At 66.9% G+C, this 17,206-nt stretch carries 20 protein-coding genes; 12 read left to right on the top strand and 8 right to left on the bottom strand.

Annotation, left to right across the window (positions count from 1 at the left end):
• Nucleotides 1–341: 341 nt before the first annotated feature.
• On the top strand, nt 342–1,238 hold the full coding sequence (locus LL06_RS03265) for a fatty acid desaturase (RefSeq protein ID WP_035522087.1): 897 nt from the start codon (nt 342–344) through the stop codon (nt 1,236–1,238).
• A gap of 111 nt (nt 1,239–1,349) precedes the next feature.
• On the opposite strand, the gene LL06_RS03260 is transcribed toward LL06_RS03265, so the two are convergent.
• The 6 genes from LL06_RS03260 to LL06_RS03235 all read right to left on the bottom strand — a co-directional run bounded on the left by LL06_RS03260 (nt 1,350) and on the right by LL06_RS03235 (nt 5,051).
• Complete coding sequence (locus LL06_RS03260) at nt 1,350–1,877, bottom strand: YchJ family protein (protein WP_244447035.1); 528 nt, start codon at nt 1,875–1,877, stop codon at nt 1,350–1,352.
• A gap of 86 nt (nt 1,878–1,963) precedes the next feature.
• Nucleotides 1,964–2,845, bottom strand: a complete 882-nt coding sequence (locus tag LL06_RS03255; RefSeq protein ID WP_035522081.1) for a polysaccharide deacetylase family protein — start codon at nt 2,843–2,845, stop codon at nt 1,964–1,966.
• A 127-nt stretch (nt 2,846–2,972) separates the two neighbouring features.
• On the bottom strand, nt 2,973–3,263 hold the full coding sequence (locus LL06_RS03250; protein WP_035522078.1) for a CopG family antitoxin: 291 nt from the start codon (nt 3,261–3,263) through the stop codon (nt 2,973–2,975).
• Nucleotides 3,223–3,531 carry a BrnT family toxin gene (locus tag LL06_RS03245; RefSeq protein ID WP_035522075.1) on the bottom strand — a complete coding sequence of 103 codons (309 nt, stop codon included), beginning with the start codon at nt 3,529–3,531 and terminating at the stop codon, nt 3,223–3,225. Before LL06_RS03245 ends, LL06_RS03250 begins: the two co-directional genes overlap by 41 nt.
• A 126-nt stretch (nt 3,532–3,657) precedes the next feature.
• The gene (locus LL06_RS03240) at nt 3,658–4,632 is read right to left on the bottom strand and encodes a magnesium transporter CorA family protein (protein WP_035522073.1); all 975 of its coding nucleotides are present in this window, start codon (nt 4,630–4,632) and stop codon (nt 3,658–3,660) included.
• Entirely contained in the window at nt 4,629–5,051 is a 423-nt protein-coding gene (locus LL06_RS03235) for a carboxymuconolactone decarboxylase family protein (RefSeq protein ID WP_035522070.1), read from the bottom strand. Before LL06_RS03235 ends, LL06_RS03240 begins: the two co-directional genes overlap by 4 nt.
• A gap of 204 nt (nt 5,052–5,255) precedes the next feature.
• On the opposite strand from LL06_RS03235, the gene LL06_RS03230 reads away from it, so the two are divergent.
• The 3 genes from LL06_RS03230 (at nt 5,256) to LL06_RS03220 (ending at nt 7,922) form a co-directional block, all read left to right on the top strand.
• On the top strand, nt 5,256–6,146 hold the full coding sequence (locus LL06_RS03230) for a dienelactone hydrolase family protein (protein ID WP_244447034.1): 891 nt from the start codon (nt 5,256–5,258) through the stop codon (nt 6,144–6,146).
• A 158-nt stretch (nt 6,147–6,304) separates the two neighbouring features.
• A complete protein-coding gene (locus tag LL06_RS03225) occupies nt 6,305–6,661 on the top strand; it encodes a hypothetical protein (protein ID WP_035522067.1) in 357 nt (118 codons plus the stop codon).
• A gap of 172 nt (nt 6,662–6,833) precedes the next feature.
• Nucleotides 6,834–7,922 carry a hypothetical protein gene (locus LL06_RS03220; RefSeq protein ID WP_035522064.1) on the top strand — a complete coding sequence of 363 codons (1,089 nt, stop codon included), beginning with the start codon at nt 6,834–6,836 and terminating at the stop codon, nt 7,920–7,922.
• Between the two features lie 182 nt (nt 7,923–8,104).
• On the opposite strand, the gene LL06_RS03215 is transcribed toward LL06_RS03220, so the two are convergent.
• The gene (locus LL06_RS03215) at nt 8,105–8,308 is read right to left on the bottom strand and encodes a hypothetical protein (protein WP_035522061.1); all 204 of its coding nucleotides are present in this window, start codon (nt 8,306–8,308) and stop codon (nt 8,105–8,107) included.
• Between the two features lie 83 nt (nt 8,309–8,391).
• On the opposite strand from LL06_RS03215, the gene LL06_RS27615 reads away from it, so the two are divergent.
• From LL06_RS27615 to LL06_RS03180, 8 genes are all read left to right on the top strand, one after another.
• Nucleotides 8,392–8,541, top strand: coding sequence for a hypothetical protein (locus tag LL06_RS27615; protein WP_161784926.1), 150 nt, complete (start codon nt 8,392–8,394; stop codon nt 8,539–8,541).
• A 5-nt stretch (nt 8,542–8,546) separates the two neighbouring features.
• Complete coding sequence (locus LL06_RS03210) at nt 8,547–9,947, top strand: TIGR03808 family TAT-translocated repetitive protein (protein ID WP_152599475.1); 1,401 nt, start codon at nt 8,547–8,549, stop codon at nt 9,945–9,947.
• 297 nt (nt 9,948–10,244) lie between these two features.
• Nucleotides 10,245–10,604, top strand: coding sequence for a hypothetical protein (locus LL06_RS03205; protein WP_035522059.1), 360 nt, complete (start codon nt 10,245–10,247; stop codon nt 10,602–10,604).
• A 177-nt stretch (nt 10,605–10,781) separates the two neighbouring features.
• A complete protein-coding gene (gene arsA, locus LL06_RS03200; RefSeq protein ID WP_035522056.1) occupies nt 10,782–12,539 on the top strand; it encodes an arsenical pump-driving ATPase in 1,758 nt (585 codons plus the stop codon).
• 281 nt (nt 12,540–12,820) lie between these two features.
• The gene (locus LL06_RS03195) at nt 12,821–13,453 is read left to right on the top strand and encodes a LysE family translocator (protein WP_035522053.1); all 633 of its coding nucleotides are present in this window, start codon (nt 12,821–12,823) and stop codon (nt 13,451–13,453) included.
• A 189-nt stretch (nt 13,454–13,642) separates the two neighbouring features.
• Nucleotides 13,643–14,245: a superoxide dismutase gene (locus LL06_RS03190; RefSeq protein WP_035522050.1), complete on the top strand. Its 603-nt coding sequence runs from the start codon at nt 13,643–13,645 to the stop codon at nt 14,243–14,245.
• 204 nt (nt 14,246–14,449) lie between these two features.
• On the top strand, nt 14,450–14,896 hold the full coding sequence (locus tag LL06_RS03185; RefSeq protein ID WP_035522046.1) for a cytochrome c: 447 nt from the start codon (nt 14,450–14,452) through the stop codon (nt 14,894–14,896).
• A 40-nt stretch (nt 14,897–14,936) separates the two neighbouring features.
• Nucleotides 14,937–15,860, top strand: a complete 924-nt coding sequence (locus LL06_RS03180) for a cytochrome c (protein ID WP_035522043.1) — start codon at nt 14,937–14,939, stop codon at nt 15,858–15,860.
• A gap of 57 nt (nt 15,861–15,917) precedes the next feature.
• Here LL06_RS03180 and LL06_RS03175 read toward each other — a convergent pair whose 3' ends face one another.
• Nucleotides 15,918–17,114, bottom strand: a complete 1,197-nt coding sequence (locus LL06_RS03175; protein WP_035522040.1) for a TadE/TadG family type IV pilus assembly protein — start codon at nt 17,112–17,114, stop codon at nt 15,918–15,920.
• Nucleotides 17,115–17,206 lie beyond the last annotated feature (92 nt).

Below are 17,206 nucleotides of genomic sequence, written 5' to 3'. Positions count from 1 at the left end.
GAAGCCTGGCTCGCCGCCAGCGCGCGCGCGGCGATGCCGCCGCCCGGCGCCGATTGCGCGGAGGCCCGGGGCGGACGCGGCGCCGGATCGTCGTCGCCGAAGAACGGAATGTCGTCGTCTGGAGTGCTCATACCCCGGCAATGTAGTGATTCGGGGGCGAAAGACCAGCGTTCGCGGTTTGATCCGTGATGCACAAGGTCGGGGACAGTTTACTTTTGGCGCCTTGAACCGTGAGATTGCATGAGGTTTCCGAACGCCAAAAGTAAACTGTCCCCTGCCTCCTGCGGCTTTCGATTCCCGGCGGATCCGGGTAGGCTCCGCTTCACCTGAGGGAGACCCGCATGGACCACAAGCAATTCCTCGCGAGCCTTTCGCCCGAGCAGTGCCGGGAGCTGACCCAAACGTCGGATGCGCGAGGGCTCGCGCAGCTCGCGGCGCATCTCGGCGCGATCCTGCTGCTGGGCGGGCTGATCGCCGCGCGCGTGCCGTTCTGGCCGGTGCTGATGCTGCCGCAGGGGATCCTGCTCGTGTTCCTGTTCACGCTGCTGCACGAGGCGAGCCATGCGACGCCGTTCCGCTCGCGCTGGCTCAACGCCGCGGCGGCGCATCTGAGCGGTTTTGCCATTCTCCTGCCGCCGCGCTGGTTCCGCTATTTCCATTTCGCCCATCACCGCTTCACCCACCTGCCGGGCAAGGACCCCGAACTCGATGCGCCCAAGCCCGAGACCTGGGGGCAGTATCTCGTGCATGTGTCGGGAATCCCGGTGTGGATCAGCCATGTCCGCACGCTGGTGCGCAATGCGGCGGGGAGATGCGCGGACGCCTATGTGCCGGCGGCGAAGCGGGGCGCGGTGCGGACCGAGGCGCAGGTGATGCTCGGGATTTATCTGGCGCTCATCCTGGGAAGCCTGGCGCTCGCCACCCCGGTGCTGCTGTTCGTCTGGCTGATCCCGCTGGCGCTCGGCCAACCCTTCCTCAGGCTCTACCTGCTGGCCGAGCACGGCCGCTGCCCCCATGTCGCCAACATGCTGGAGAATTCCCGCACCACGTTGACCAATGCACTCGTGCGCAGGCTCGCCTGGAACATGCCTTATCACGCCGAACACCACAGCTATCCAATGGTGCCGTTCCACCGGCTGCCGGACCTGCACCGGTTGACGGCCGAGCATCTCAAGGTCACCGAAAAGGGCTACGCGCGGTTCCATGCGAAATATGCGCCAGAGATGGGGCGGGAATAGTTCGCAGTTCGGGCAGTTCGGGGACAGTTTACTTTTTCGCGCATAGATTGCTGTTTATTATAGTTTTACCAATACGCGAAAAAGTAAACTGTCCCCGACCTATCCGACGTCTCACCCGCAGCATTTCTTGAATTTCTTGCCGGAGCCGCAGGGGCACGGGTCGTTGCGGCCGGGCGGGGACGCGCGGGGCGCGGCGGGGATTTCGGGCAGGCGGTCCCAGTAGAGCCAGCGGCCGCCGATGCAGCGGAAGTCCGAGGTCTCGGCGAGCGCCGCCTCCGCGCCCCGGTGGCGGTAGGGGGCGATGAAGCTGACCGTGCCGTCGCTGTCGCCTTCCCTGCCCTTGCGCGTGGCGATGATCTCGAGCCCGAGCCACACTGTGCCGAGCTGCGAAGCTTCCGCCTCCGTCCGGTTGAAGGCCAGCGCCGCAGGCCCGCCGGCGGTCGCTTCGATATAATCGAGATTGCCCAGCGCATAGGCCACGTAGCGCGACCGCATCAGCGCCTCCGCCGTCGGCGCGGCCTCGCCCGCGTGAAAGCGGCCGCAGCAGGCGGCATAATCAAGGTCTGAGCCGCAGGGGCATGGGGGCATGGCGATGGCTTTCGTGGCGGTGGGGGTGGCCGGATGACGTGCCCCGAGCATGGGAGCCCGACCATAGGCGCTCGCGGACGGCGCGCCAATCCGTCTTCACGGCGCCCGATTGCGGCCATCGCGCCAGGCCGATGCGCCTACATCTGCCGCGGGCCGGTCTCTTCGCTGGCGGCAACCACCAGGGCCTGGGGCATGCGCGAGCGGCGGAACTGCAGGGCCACGACCTTGTAGCCTCCGGCCTTGAGTTCGGACAACAGCAGGGGAAGCATGTCCGCGGTGCGGCCATGGATGTCGTGCATCAGGATGATGCCCTTCCTCTTGGCGCGGACCCTGGCCATGGTGTTTGCGGCAAGCGTCTCCGGGCTCAGCTTGAAATAGTCCTTGGTGTCGATGTCGACATCGAGAATGACGAGGCCGCGAGCGGAAGCGGCCTGGCGCAGAGCCGCGGTATCGGCCAGATAGGGGAAGCGGAAGAAGCCGACCGGAGCGCCGGTCACCCGCGCAACCGCCGCATTTCCATTGGCGATGTCGGTGAGGGCTTGCGTGTAGCCCCTACCTGCCAGGCTGGCATGGTTGTAGGTGTGCCCGCCGATGGAATGGCCCTGCGCGGCAACCCTCTGGGCAATCGCAGGATAATGGACAGCCATCTGGCCCACCATCAGGAACGTCGCCTTGACGCCATAGTGCCTGAGCGTCGCCAGGATCCTGTCGGTCTTGGCGGGGATGGGGCCGTCGTCGAAGGTGAGGATCACTTCCTTGTCGGCCAGCCGGATCTCGGAGATCGAGCCGACCTTCAGCGTCCGCCCGGCCAGCGATCCGAACCCCTTGCCGCGCCGCGTCGTGCCGAAAGCCGAGAACGCGCCGACCTCCTCGACCTGATCGTCTCCCGCAAGCGATGGTTTTCCGGCAAGCGGCACATAAGCCGTCTTCACGGCCTCGAGATCGGACGGGGGCCGGGATGCACAGCCGGCCATGGCGAGACACGACAGCAGGCAGACGAAGGCAAGACGCGAAACCATGGCACACTCGGCTCAACAGGGACGGTGCCGAACTTTCGCTGATTATGGTTAACCGAGCGTTGACGGGGACGCGGCCCTGCACCCCCAAGGCGAGACTCGGGCGGCCGGGCCAGATCGCGCAGCCCGCTCACTCCCGAGGCGATTTGCCAGCGGGCGTTTTCAACGTCCCCATGCCCCGGTCGAGCAATTCGCGCATGAACCGCTGGTATTTCACCCCGCGCTTTGCTGCCTCCGCCTTGATCGCCTCGAGCTGGCTTTCCGGCATGCGCATGTTGACACGGGCGCTCTTGTCCGCGAATTCGTGGCGAACCGGCTCAGCGGCGCTCCAGTCGAAGTCGCTCAGATCGGCGTCTTCGACAAATTTTTCGGCCATCTCATCACTGGTCAATGTTGGCCATGGCTTTTTTGATCTGCTCATAGGCTGCCACCTCCTTTGCGTGCATGTAGCGGGCGCTGATGGGACGGATAAAGGTTTCTCCCTTCACCTCGCGATATGTGAAAACCACGAACACGTGCCTGCCCGAGGGTGCTTGTCCTGCCGTCCGGTATCGGCTTTCTCGCGGATCCGGATCCGGGATGCGCAGAACCATGGTGCGCAAGACGTGTTCGATCTCCGTCTTGCTGACACCATGCCTTCCGCATTTCGGCCAATTGCCGAGATCCCAATCAATGCCGCTAATAAACATAGGAACATTGTGCACGTTTGTACATACAACTCAACGCGATCTTTTCAAGGCGTCGCGCCTCGAAGGAGTGTGATTCATGGCCACGCCGGGCATGAGCGATTCAGCCTGCCACGCCATCCTTTCCCCTCACAGCCATCCCTTCTTCTTGAACCACAGATAGGGCCCGACCGCCGAGATCGCCATCACGGCCAGCGCTATCGGATAGGCCCAGGGCAGGCCGAGTTCGGGCATGTGGTCGAAGTTCATGCCGTAGACGGTGCCGATGAAGGTGGGGGGCAGGAACACCACGGCCGCCACCGAGACCACCTTCATCACCTGGTTCTGCTGCACCGAGATCAGGCCCAGCGAGGCGTCCAGCAGGAAGATGATGTTTTCCGAGATGAAGTCGGCATGTTCGGAAAGCGACTGGATGTCGCGCGCGAGCGAGCGGCAGCGCTGCTTGATCGCCTTCTCGCCGGCGATCTCCGGCAGGGTCTGCAGGAACCCCGCCACCCGCGACAGCGACATCAGGCTTTCGCGGACCTTGGCGATGGTGCGCTGGTGGCCGGCGATCACGCCGAGCATGGATTCGAGATCGCGCGTGGCGGTCTCGGGATTGGCGTCGCTGCCCGACGAGAAGACCCGGCTCGACAAAAGGTCGATCTGGCGCGAGCGGCCCTCCAGCACCTCGGCGGTGCGGTCGACCATGGCCTCGAGCAGCCGCGTCACCACGTCGTGGCCGCCCAGGCCTTCGAGTTCGCGCGGCGCGTTGGCGGCGAAGATCGCGAAGGCCTTGGGCTCGCCGTAGCGGATGGTCACCAGCCGCTCGCCCGCCAGCACGAAGCCGATGTCGGTGATCTCGGCGAAATCGCTGTCTGCCTTCCACACCACGCTGGCCGTCAGATAGGCCGCGCCGTTCTCGATGTAGAGCCGGCTCGAGGGCTCGATGTCGCGCAACTCGTCGCGGCTCGGCACCTCGACGCCGATGAGACGCTCGACCTGGGCCTCTTCCTCGGAGGTCGGCTGCAGCAGGTCGATCCAGCAGGCGGATTGGGGCAGCGGCTCGGCGCCGGGTGCCGGCACGTCAAGACAGACGCCGGCGCGGTCATAGGCACGGATCATGCGCCGGGGCCGCCTTGCCGGCCGGCATCGAAGACCGGGTCGACCGGCACCTGCAGGGCGGTGGCGAGCTGGTTGGTCTTGCCGGCCAGCCCGATGATGGCCAGCAACTCGCCATACTGCTCCTCGGTCATGCCCTTGGCGCGGGCGGCGGCGGTGTGGGAATGGATGCAATAGGTGCAGTTGTTGGCGACCGACACGGCGACATAGATCATCTCCTTGGTCAGCGGATCGATCGAGGAGGGCTTGCCCACCACCTCCTTGACCTCGGTCCAGGTGCGCTCGAGCAGGGCCGGATCGAAAGCCAGCCAGCGCCACATATTGTTGATGAAGTCGGTCTTGCGGGTCGCACGGATATCGTCGAACACCGCCTTGACGCGGGCGTCGGATTCCAGGTCCTGGGATGGCATCAGCGTGGTCAAGTCTTGATCTCCAGATGTAAATCTCAATGGCCGGGCCAAGGCTGCTTCGCCCGTCCCCGCTTCGGACGAGACTAGCATGGCGCTCCGGGCTTGGCGACGCGGATGCAGGCCGAGGCTTGCCGAGGGCCCTGCCCTTTCCTCGCGGCGGTCGCGGCCTAGATGATGGTGATTGGAGATGATCCAGGATCTATGGGGAGAACGACCATGACAGAGCAATCGGCAGGCAAGCCTGCGATCACCCAGGCCATGATCAAGGCCTATGACGACTACACGCATCTGACGCTCGACCGGCGCGGCTTCATGGAGCGGCTGACCAGGCTCGCGGGCTCGGGCGCCGCGGCGGCCGCCATCGTGCCGCTATTGGCCGCCAACAGCGCGCGGGCGGCGATCGTGCCCGCCGACGACGCGCGGGTCGAGGCCTTCGACGCGACCTTCCCCGGCGCGGATGGCGAGATGGACGCCTATCTGGTACTGCCCGCCGGCGCTTCCGGCCCGCTGCCGGCGGTGCTGGTGATCCACGAGAACCGCGGCCTCAACCAGCATATCCGCGATGTGGCGCGGCGGCTGGCGGTGGACGGCTTCCTGGCGCTCGCCGTCGACTTTCTCTCGCCGCTCGGCGGCACGCCCGACAACGAGGACAAAGCGCGCGAGATGATCGGCCAGCTCGACGGCGCTGAGACCACGGCCAACGCCAAGGCCGCGCGGGCCTTCCTCGCCGGCCACGAGAGATCCAACGGCAAGGTCGGCGCGGTCGGCTTCTGCTGGGGCGGCGGGCTGGTCAACCAGCTCGCGGTGCATGATCCGGAGCTCGACGCGGGCGTCGCCTATTACGGCCGCCAGGCGGACGCCGGCGAGGTGGGGAGCATCGAGGCGCCGCTGATGCTGCATTATGCCGGGCTCGACGAGCGCATCAATGCCGGGATCGACGCCTATCGCGCGGCGCTCGAGGCGGCCGGCAAGGCGTTCGAAATCCATGTCTATGACGGCGTAAACCACGCCTTCAACAACGACACTTCGGAAGCGCGCTACGACAAGGCGGCGGCGGAGCTGGCCTGGTCGCGCACGGTCGCGTTCTTCAGGCAGCATCTGGCCTGAGGCGCCCGGGCGGTGTCATCGGGATGTGGCGGACCGGGTCTAAACCGGCGGGGTGTTGCAGCCCCGCAATATCCCGTTCAAAACGGCGCGGGGCTGCTTGCAATGACCCAATTGCCTGTTTACGCTTACGTTAACGTCACTCATCCGGAGGATTCGCCGTGAACCCACTCGTCCAACGCATCACCGACACCGTCGGCATCGATTCCGCCACCGCCCAGCAGGCCATCGGCGCCATCCTGGTCTTCCTGCAGTCCGAAGGCCCCGCCGACAAGGTCAATGAGATGCTTGCCTCCGTCCCCGATTCCGAGGCGCTGATCGCGCAGGCGCCCAAGGGCGGCATGCTGTCGATGGGCGGCGTCATGGGTCTCGGCCAGAAGCTGATGGGCCTGGGCCTCGGCATGGGCGAGATTTCCGGCATTTCCAAGCAGACCATGGCATTCGCCCGCGAAAACGGCGCCGGCGATGCGATCGACGACATCGTCGCCTCGATCCCCGGCCTGTCGCAGTTCGTCTGAGGCCAGCCGACGCCTTTTCTTCTCCGATGCACCCGGCGGTCCGCGACCGCCGGGTTTTTTTACGTCCGGCGCCGCCGCGCGCGGCCGGGAGCCGTGCCTTGACGCCGGTCAAGGCGCAGGCCGCGAAATGCCCTTAAGGTCGGCCGCAGGGCCAACCAAGAGGTGCAGGATCATGAAGCGACGGGATCTCATCATTGGCGGCGGCGCGATCGCCGCGCTCGGGCTCACCGCCCATGCCCTCACCCGCGGCCCGTCCTACGAGACCGAAGCGGCGGCGCTCCGGGCGCCGCGGTCGCCGCAGGCAATGGGCGAGTTCGAATTCCTGGTCCATCACGCCACGCTGGCCGCCAACAGCCACAACACCCAGCCCTGGCTGTTCTCGGGCGGGGCCGACCAGGTGACGATCCGCCCGGATCTCGCGCGGGCCACGCCCGTCGTCGACCCGGACCATCACCATGTGTTCGCGAGCCTCGGCTGCGCCGCGGAGAACCTCGGCCTGGCGGCATCAGTCGCCGGCCGGTCGAGCGCAATCGAGAGCCTGGATGGAAACAACGGGCTGCGGGTGAGCCTCGGCGGCGCCGGCGCCACGCCGGATCCGCTGTTTGACGCCATCACCGAGCGGCAATGCACCCGCTCGGTCTATGACGGGCGCCCGGTGCCCGCGGCGGATCTCGCGGCGATCGAGGCGGCCGCCGCGGTGGACGGCTGTTCGGTGATGCTCGTCACCGACACGCCGCGGATGGAGCAGATCCTCGAGCTGATCGTCACCGCCAACACCGCCCAGGTCGAGGACCCGGCCTTCGTCGCCGAGCTCAAGCGCTGGATCAGGTTCAACGCCGGCGAAGCCCTGCGCCAACGCGACGGCCTCTATTCGGCCTGTTCGGGCAACCCCTCGCTGCCGGGCTTCATCGCCCGGCCCGCCTTCGGGCTGGTGTTCACGGCCGAGGCCGAGAACGCCAAATGCGCCGACCAGGTGCGCTCCTCGGCGGGGTTCGCGGTGTTCGTCTCCGAGCGCGACGACCCGGAGCACTGGGTGCGCGCCGGCCGCAGCTACCAGCGTTTCGCGCTGGCCTCCACCGCGCGCGGCATCCGGCACGCCTTCCTCAACCAGCCGGTCGAGGTGGCGCGCATGCGGCCGGAACTGGCGGCACTCCTGGGCACCGGCGGCCGGCGGCCGGATCTGCTGGTCCGGTTCGGCTACGCCAGGCCGATGCCGCGCTCGCTCAGGCGTCCGCTCGGCGACGTGATCGTGACTGCCTGAGCAGCGGCTGGAAGGGATGGGGCGGAACGCGCGCTAACCGGGGCGGCAGAAACGAAGCCGACGCCCGTAAGGGCGCCGGATCGTCATCGGTACAGTGAAATTGGGGTACAGCGAAATTGGGAGGAGCGGCGGGGCCGGGCCCGCCCCCAGGCCGACCCCGCGCTCCTCATCCGCCCTGCCGGCTAGGAGGCCTGGGCGGGACGGATAACTTTGTTCAGTCTGGCGGCGACGAACCAGGACACCGGGATCGCCACCAGCGCGCCGATCAGCGCCGCTATGGAAATGGAAACGGCATCCATGCGATCGACGGTCAGTGCCGCCACGACGAAACTGCCGGCCAGCATGGAACCGACCATGATATACACAACAGCTACAAGCTTGAGCATCGATGCCTCCTGAAGCTGGCCTTGCCGCCAGACCGCTGCAAGACCTTCGACAACCAAGCTAGACCCGGAACGGACGCAAAAACTTGATCTGGCTCAAGGAAAATGCGGATTCTTTGCCGACGGTGCATTTTCGCTGCCCCGGCGACAGCCGCCCGCTGTCGGCCGCCGTCCCGTTCAACGGCGCGGTGTGCCAGAATGGGGCAGCGGCGGCTGGCACGCTTCCTGCACCTTGAGCCGCATGAGCACGATCAATCCCATTCTGAGCCGCCGCGGCCTTCTCGCCGGCCTCACCCGCCTGGGCGCCGGCGCCGGCGCGGCCGGCCTGCTGGCGCCCCCGGCGCTGGCCGGAGAGCTGTTCTCGAGGATCGACCTGCGCGGCGGCCACGACGCGGATCTCGCCGGCCTGCTGCCCGACGCGATCGACGACCAGAGCCGGCTGTTCCAGCGCGCCATCGACCAGGCGGCCACGGAGGACCGGATCCTGCGACTGCCGCCGGGCAGCTACGTGATGTCCAACATCACCCTGCCCGACGGCGCGCGCATCGCCGGCGTGCCGGGCGCGACGCGGCTGATCTATGGCGGGCGCGGCCACGGGCTGCTGGCCGAAGGGGCGCGGCGGGTGGAGCTCACGGGCCTGGTGATCGACGGCGCCAACCAGCGGCTGGGCTCGCATGTCTCGGGACTTGTGCATCTGAGCGGCGTCGCGGAGGCCGTTCTTGAGGACGTGACCATCGCCGGCGCCGACGGCCACGGGATCACGCTGCAGGCCTGCGGCGGCCGGATCAGCACCTGCGAGATCTTTGGCGCACGGCTGGCCGGGATCTATGCGGTCGAGAGCCGCGGGCTTTCGATCACCCGCAACACCGTCCGCGATTGCGCCAATGGCGGCATCCTGGTGCATCGCTGGTCGGAGGGCGAGGACGGGACGCTGATCGACGGCAACCGGGTGATGCGGATCTCGGCCCGCGACGGCGGCACCGGCCAGAACGGCAACGGCATCAACATCTTTCGCGCGAACAACGTGATGGTGACGGACAACCATGTGTCGGACTGCGCCTTCTCGGCGATCCGCGCCAATGCGGCGAGCAACATCCAGATCGTCTCCAACCAGGCGCTGCGCTCGGGCGAGACGGCGATCTACGCCGAATTCGGCTTCGAGGGCGCGGTGATCGCGTCGAACCTGATCGACGGCGGCACGGTGGGGATCTCGGTCGCCAATTTCAACGAGGGCGGCCGGCTCGCCGCCGTGACCGGCAACATCATCCGCAACCTCAGCACCGTCGGCCCCTATCCGGCCGAATATGCCGGCTTCGGCATCGGCCTGGCGATCGAGGCCGACGCGGCGGTCAGCGGCAACGTCATCGAGGGTGCGCCGAAATGGGGCGTGCTGATGGGCTGGGGCCCGTTCCTGCGCGCGGTCAGCTTCACCGGCAACACGGTGCGCCAGTGCGGCGCGGGCGTCGCCGTCTCGGTGGTCGAGGGCGCGGGCGCGGCGCTGATCGCCTCGAACCTGTTCGACAGCGTGCCGGGCGGCGCCATCCTCGGCTGCCGCTGGAACGAGGTGGTGACCGGCGACCTGGCCAAGGGCGGCGCGGGCAAGTTCGGCCACCTGACGCTCGAGCGCAACGCGTTGGCGTGAGCTGTCTCCGTCACACCTCCCCCTTGAGGGGAGGTCGGCGACTGGCGCGCGAAGCGCGACAGAGCCGGGTGGGGGTGATGGGGACAAGATACCCCCACCCGGATCAGCTACGGCCTTCGGCCTTGCTTCTCCGACCTCCCCTCAAGGGGGAGGTGGACCGGTGTGGCGCGGGCCCGATCCATCCGAAAAATAATCCCCGGGCGCGCCCGGCGGGCCGATTGACAGCGGTTGCGGGCCGGCGGATCTTCGCTCTTGCCCGCCGGACAGACCGGCCCGGCGTCAACAGGGGTGAAGCGCATGACAAGACTGATTTCAATCTGCCTGGCGGCGACGCTCGGCATGGCGGGCATCGCGCAGGCGGATGTCGCCGCAGGCACCTACACGGTCGAGGGCACCAATCTCGACGGCAGCAGCTACGGCGGCACGGCGACCATCACGCTGAGCTCCGACACCACCTGCCACATCCACTGGAGCACCGGCAGCGAATCCGACGGCATCTGCATGCTCTACGGCAACGCGTTTGCCGCGGGCTACGTGTTCAAGGGCGGCGGCGTCGGGCTGGTGGTCTACCAGGTGATGGAAGACGGCTCGCTCGAGGGCGCCTGGACCATCGACGGCCAGTCGGGCTCCGGCACGGAAATCCTCACGCCTGAATGATCGCACGGGGCCGCCTCCCTCTCCTGTCGGGGAGAAGGTGGACCGGCGCGTGAGCTGCGAGACGGAGGAGGGGGCGGCGGGCGCGGCGCGCCCCTCCCCGCGTTTGCCCCAGATCAAGCCGGCGGGCGCGGATTGGCGCTAGGATGGCGTCTCCGCGTCCTGCACAGAAAGCCGGCCATGACAGATTTCAACGCCCTCACAGATCCCACCCCCTATCTGTTCTTCACCGGCAAGGGCGGCGTCGGCAAGACGTCGCTGAGCTGCGCCAGCGCGATTGCGCTCGCCGACCGCGGCCTCAAGGTGCTGCTGGTCAGCACCGATCCGGCCTCCAACCTTGACGAGATGCTGGGCGTGGCGCTCGCCGATGCGCCGACGCCGGTTCCCGGGATCCCCGGACTGTCGGCGATGAACATCGATCCCGAGGCAGCCGCCGACGACTACCGGGCCCGTGTGCTCGCGCAACTGGGGCCCGAGGCCAATGAGGAGGAAAGATCGACCGTCCGGGAGCAGCTCTCGGGCGCATGCACCACCGAAATCGCGGCCTTCGACGAATTCGTCGGGCTGCTTGCGGGCGACGCGCCAGAGTTCGACCACATCATCTTCGACACGGCGCCGACCGGCCACACGCTGCGGCTCCTGAGCCTGCCCAAGGCGTGGACCGGGTTTCTGGAAAGCAACGAGCGCGGCGCCTCCTGCCTGGGGCCGCATTCAGGCCTGAAGATGCAGGAGGAGCGGTTCCGCACGGCGCTCGAGTGCCTGGGCGACCCGGCCCGGACCACGATCGTGCTGGTGACGCGGCCCGACCGCGGCGCGATCCGCGAGGCGGCGCGGACCTCGGACGAATTGAGCGCGCTGGGGCTGTCCAACCAGATGCTCGCCGTCAACGGGCGGTTCCGCGCGGCGGGAGATGCGGACGCGGTGGCCTCGGCCATGGCGCGCGACCAGGAGGAGACGCTGGCCGCGATGCCCGCAAGGCTCGCGGGACTGCCCCGCGCCGAATTCCCGCTGCTCGGCTTCGACATGGTGGGATTGCCGGCGCTCCGCGCGCTGATGGCGCCGGAAGCGCCGCATCCGGCCGCCGTCGCCACGGAGCAGGAGCCGCTCGACCTTCCCGGTCTTTCCGCGCTGGTCGACGAGATCGCCGCGGGTGCGCGCGGCCTGGTCATGGTCATGGGCAAGGGCGGCGTCGGCAAGACCACCATTGCCGCGGCCATCGCCGTCGGGCTGGCCGCCCGCGGCCACGCGGTGCACCTGACCACCACCGACCCCGCCGCGCATGTGGGCTTCGTGGTCGACGGCGCGATGGCCGGGCTGACGGTCGACCGGATCGATCCCGCAGCCGAGACAAAACGCTACATCGACAAGATCATGGCCTCGCGCGGCCGCGACCTCGATGACGAAGGCAAGGCGCTGCTGCTCGAGGACCTCGCCTCGCCCTGCACCGAGGAAGTGGCGGTCTTCCATGCCTTCTCGCGGGTGGTGGCCGAGGCGCGCAGCGCCTTCGTGGTGATCGACACCGCGCCCACCGGCCACACGCTGCTGCTGCTCGACGCCACCGGCGCCTATCACCGGCAGATGACACGGCATCTCGACCCCGGCACTCCGGGCCGCGTCGTCACGCCGCTGATGCGGCTGCAGGACGCGGACTACACCCGCGTCATCCTCGTCACCCTGCCCGAAACCACGCCGGTGTCGGAAGCCGGCGCGCTTCAGGACGATTTGCGCCGCGCCGGCATCGAGCCCTATGCCTGGGTCATCAACAGGAGCATGGCGGCGACCGGCACGCGCGACCCGCTGCTCGTCTCGCGGCTCAAGGGCGAGCGCGCGCAGATCGACCGCGTCCGCTCCGACTTCGCCCGCCGCGCCTACCTGCTCGGCTACCGCACCACTCCGCCGGTGGGCCTGGGCGAACTCGGAAAACTCGCCTCGGAGTGAGGGTGTCGCGGGCCCTCCCTTCCCCTTGAGGTGAGGGATCGAGGGTGGGGTCATGAGCGAAGCGAACCCGAAAGACACCCCCACCAGGATCGCCTGCGCCAAGCTTGTCTCTCCGTTGGGACGAGCCACGGGTCTCGTCCCGTCCTGCTGACACCCTCGAGGGGAGGCAGGGGCTCTCGATGGGAGACTTCCTCTCAAGGCAGGAAAAGCGCCGCCATCTCCAATTGACATCCCCCACCCCGCTCGGCCAATCTCGTCCCATTCCCACCGGAGACCGCGCCATGTCCATCGAATTCCTGATCACCACGCTGATCGTGGTGCTGCTCCCCGGAACCGGGGTGCTCTACACGCTGGCGATGGGGCTCACCCGCGGGGCGCGGGCGTCGATGGCGGCGGCGGCGGGCTGCACGGCCGGGATCGTGCCGCATGTGGCGGCCTCGGTCATGGGGCTGGCGGCGCTTATGCATGCAAGCGCGCTGGCGTTCCAGACGCTCAAATATCTGGGCGTGATCTACCTGTTCTACATGGCCTGGCAGATGTGGCGCGACACCGGCACGCTGGCGATCGGCGCATCGCCGCAGGGCGCGGCCGAAGGCGGCGCGGCGGCCGGTCCGCTGCGGATCGCCGGAGCCGGGATCCTCATCAACCTGCTCAACCCCAAGCTCACCGTGTTCTTCCTGGCCTTCATGCCGCAATTCGTCGATCCGGCCGCGCCCGGCGCCACCGGGGAGATGCTCAAGCTGGCAGCCGTGTTCATGGCGCTGACCTTCGTGGTGTTCGTGGTCTACGGGCTGCTCGCCGCCCAGGCGCGCGACCATGTGATGGCGCGGCCCCGGGTGATGCGGCTGGTCAGGCGCTCGTTCGCCTCGCTGTTCGCGCTGATGGGCGCCAGGCTGGCGCTGGCCGCGCGCTGAGGCATGGCCCCCTCATCCGTCAGCTTCGCTGACACCTTCTCCCACGAGGGGAGAAGGGAGGCCGGCGCGAGGGGGCGCAAGGGAACCTTTTTGCCGCTGCCCCGTTGCCTGCTGGAGAACGCCAGCCTATGTTGGCGCGCATGACGGGGCGTACAAGCCCCGCGATCAATCACACATGAGGAGAGACCCATGGCCCTCGAATTGCCAGCCCTGCCCTATGATTACGACGCCCTTGCGCCCTACATGTCGCGCGAGACGCTCGAATTCCACCACGACAAGCACCACCAGGCCTATGTCACCAAGGGCAACGAATTGCTCGAAGGCAGCCCGCTCAAGGACAAGTCCCTTGAGGAGATCTGCAAGGCGGCCTATGACGAGAAGAACGCCGGGCTCATCAACAATGTCGGCCAGCACTACAACCATCTGCATTTCTGGAAGTGGATGAAGAAGGGCGGCGGCGGCTCGAAGATGCCGGGCGCGCTCGAAAAGGCAATCCAGTCCGACCTCGGCGGCTTCGACAAGTTCAAGGCCGATTTCGTGGCCGCAGGCGTCGGCCAGTTCGGCTCCGGCTGGGCCTGGCTCGCCGTCAAGAACGGCAAGCTCGAAATCATGAAGACGCCCAATGGCGAGAACCCGCTGATGCACGGCGCATCGCCGGTGCTGGGCTGCGACGTGTGGGAGCACAGCTATTACATCGACTACCGCAACGCGCGGCCGAAATATCTCGAAGCCTTCGTCGACAACCTGATCAATTGGGATCATGTCGCCGAGATGTACGAAGCAGCGCGCTGATCCACGCTCTTCGACCGGAACTGCACGCAGCCTGGCGCGTGAAGCGCCGGGCTTTTTCGTGCCGTGCGCCGATGCGGGACCGGATGCGGCACACCGTCTCCGGTAACGCGGCGATCACCTAAACTTGATTTGCCTGTCATGCGCTCCATGTAACGATGCCCTAGGGACAGTTCATCAACCGCATCACTCAACAGGAGAAACTTCATGAAATTTCGGACCTTGTTTGCCGCAGCCCTCATCGGCGCCGCCGGTTTTGCACCGGCCATCGCCGCCGACGAACCGCAGGTGGTTCGCCAGGAGATGATGAAGAAGAACGGCGCGGATGTCGGTACCCTCGCCAAGATGGTCAAGGGCGAAAGCCCGTTCGACGCCGCCGCGGCGCTGGCTGCGCTGACCGAAATCAGCGAAGTGGCCGCAACCTTCGGCGAGCATTTCCCGGAAGGGTCGGAAACCGGCTTCGAGACGGAAGCAGCGCCTGCGATCTGGACCGACCGCGCCGGCTTCGACGCCAAGGTCGCCGAGTTCAAGGAAGATGCGGACGCGGCCGTTGCCGCAGCCCCCGCCGATCTCGACGGGCTCAAGGCGGTGTTCGGCCCGCTCACGCAGAATTGCGGCTCCTGCCACGAGACCTACCGCCTGAAGAAGAGCTGATGCGGCTGACGCCCGATCCCGCACATCCCGGGCGCCGGCCGTGAAGCGGCTGGCGCTCGGACTGGGCCTGGCCGCCGTGGCCGGCGCTGCGGTGGCCTTCGTCGCCACCGCGCCTAGCCCGGTGGCGCCGGAACGGCTGGAGGCGATTTCCGAACTTGAAGGCGACGCCCAGGCCGGCGAGACCCTGTTCTGGGCCGGCGGCTGCGTCTCCTGCCACGCCGCCCCGGAGGCGGCCGGCGAGGAGCAACTGGTGCTTTCGGGCGGAGTCCGGCTCGCCAGCGATTTCGGCACCTTCATCGGCCCCAACATCTCGCCACACCCGGAAGCGGGCATCGGCGGCTGGAGCGTGGCCCAATTCGCCAATGCCATGCTCGCCGGCGTGTCGCCCGACGGCGGACACTATTATCCGGCGTTTCCCTATGGCTCCTACGCGCGGATGAGCGACCAGGACATCGCCGACCTGTTCGCCTTCCTCGGGACCCTGCCCGAAAGCGCCACCGCCTCCCTGCCCCACGAGATCCCGTTTCCGTTCAACATCCGCCGCTCGCTCGGCGGCTGGAAGCTCCTGTTCTTCTCCGACGAGCCGCGCGTGGCGCTCGGAGGCGACGATGCGCAGATCGCCCGCGGGCAATATCTGGTGGAAGGCCCGGGCCATTGCGGCGAATGCCACACGCCGCGCAATGCGCTGGGCGGCTTCGTCGGCGACGCCTGGCTTGCCGGCGCGCAGAATCCCGAAGGCGAAGGGGTGATCCCCAATCTCACCCCGGGCGGCAAGTCGATCAGCGGCTGGAGCGCCACCGACATCGCCTATTATCTCGAAAGCGGCTTCACGCCGGATTTCGACAGCGTCGGCGGCTCGATGGTCAAGGTGCAGAAGAACATGGCGCGGCTGACAAGCGGCGACCGGGAGGCGATCGCCGCCTATCTCAAGGCGCTGCCGGAACGGCCCAACGGCTGGGAGTGAACGCAAAAGCGCCGCCCATCCGGTGGAGGATGGACGGCGCTCTCGTCCCGGGTGGGCTCAGTTGGTCAGGCGGGTGACCTGCTTGACGGCTTCCTCGCCGATATCCTTGAAGGCCTTGGTCAATTCGTCGGCGCTCTCGGCGTCATAGTAGTAGCTGTCGCCCGACGCGCAGGCCTTGAGCAGGTTCTTGCCGCGTTGCGGCGCCTGGAACGCCACGGTGAAGACGAGAACCTTCTTGTCCTTGGCAGACTGGCAATGTTCCTTGGTCTTCTTGTCGGCCTGGTCATCGCCCCAGTCCGACCCGGTCTCGTTCTTGCCGTCGGTCATGAAGACGATGAAGGTCTTCGGGCTCTTCGATTTGTTCTTCGTGAAATGCTCGGTGACCTCGCCGGGGTCGGTGATCTGATCGAAGCCCCACTTCATCGCCGCTTCGGAGTTGGTGCCGCCCTCGGCGATGAGCGCATTGGCGAAGTCGGTGACCTTGGACTTGGTCCAGGACAGGTTGAGCTTGTCGCTGCTGTTGGTCTTGTTGTTGTAGGCGACGGCGCCCATGCGGGCATATTCGTTGGTGGGATCGGATTCCTGGATATGCGCGGTCAGGTTGGCCACGGCCTCCTTGAGCACGTCGATCTTGGGGACGTCGACTTCCTCGGTCGTGGTTCCGCATTCATACTGCCACCACCATGATCCGCAATATTTCGGCACCGTGACGGACTTGGTCCTGCCCGAGGCATAGGACATCGAGCCAGAATGGTCGAGCACCAGCATCATCGACAGCGGGTTGGAGCCGTCGCGGGCCGATTCCGAAGTGGCGCTGACGGCGACATCGATGTTGTCCTTGCCGATGAAACGGGCCAGCCCTGTTGTCTTCTGCGACGCCAGCACGACCACTTCCACCTTCCAGGCGGTCTTCGCGCCGGAGCCGGTCTTGGTCAGCTTGACGGTGGGGACGGCGGTGAAGCCGTCGAACTGCTGGGCATCGTCGGAGACCTGCCCGGTGAAGAATTTCGTGGCGTAGGCGACCGCCTGGTCTTCAGTGATGGTGCCTTCGGCGAGCTGGCTCGTGGTGGCGAGCGCCGCGCTGTCGGCCGCGTTCTGCAGACCGGTCTTCATCGACAGCGCGTTGGTGGTGTCTAGAACGAGACTGCCCGCGATGAAGATCACGGGAACCAGGATGCTCGCCATCATGGCGAAATTCCCGTCGGTGTTGCGGAGCAGTTTCCTTATCCTGGTCGTCGTCGGCGTGCTGGTCATCTCAGGACCTCATATCCGTTGGATTCGCTTATCCAGACAGATACACCAGGGTCCGTAAGAATTGACTTAACGCGGTTCGCGCAATTTTAAGC

The sequence above is a fragment of the Hoeflea sp. BAL378 genome (assembly GCF_000759435.1).
GTDB lineage: Bacteria > Pseudomonadota > Alphaproteobacteria > Rhizobiales > Rhizobiaceae > Hoeflea.
Note: the sequence above shows the minus strand (reverse complement) of the source record. Positions and strands in the feature narration are given on the sequence as shown.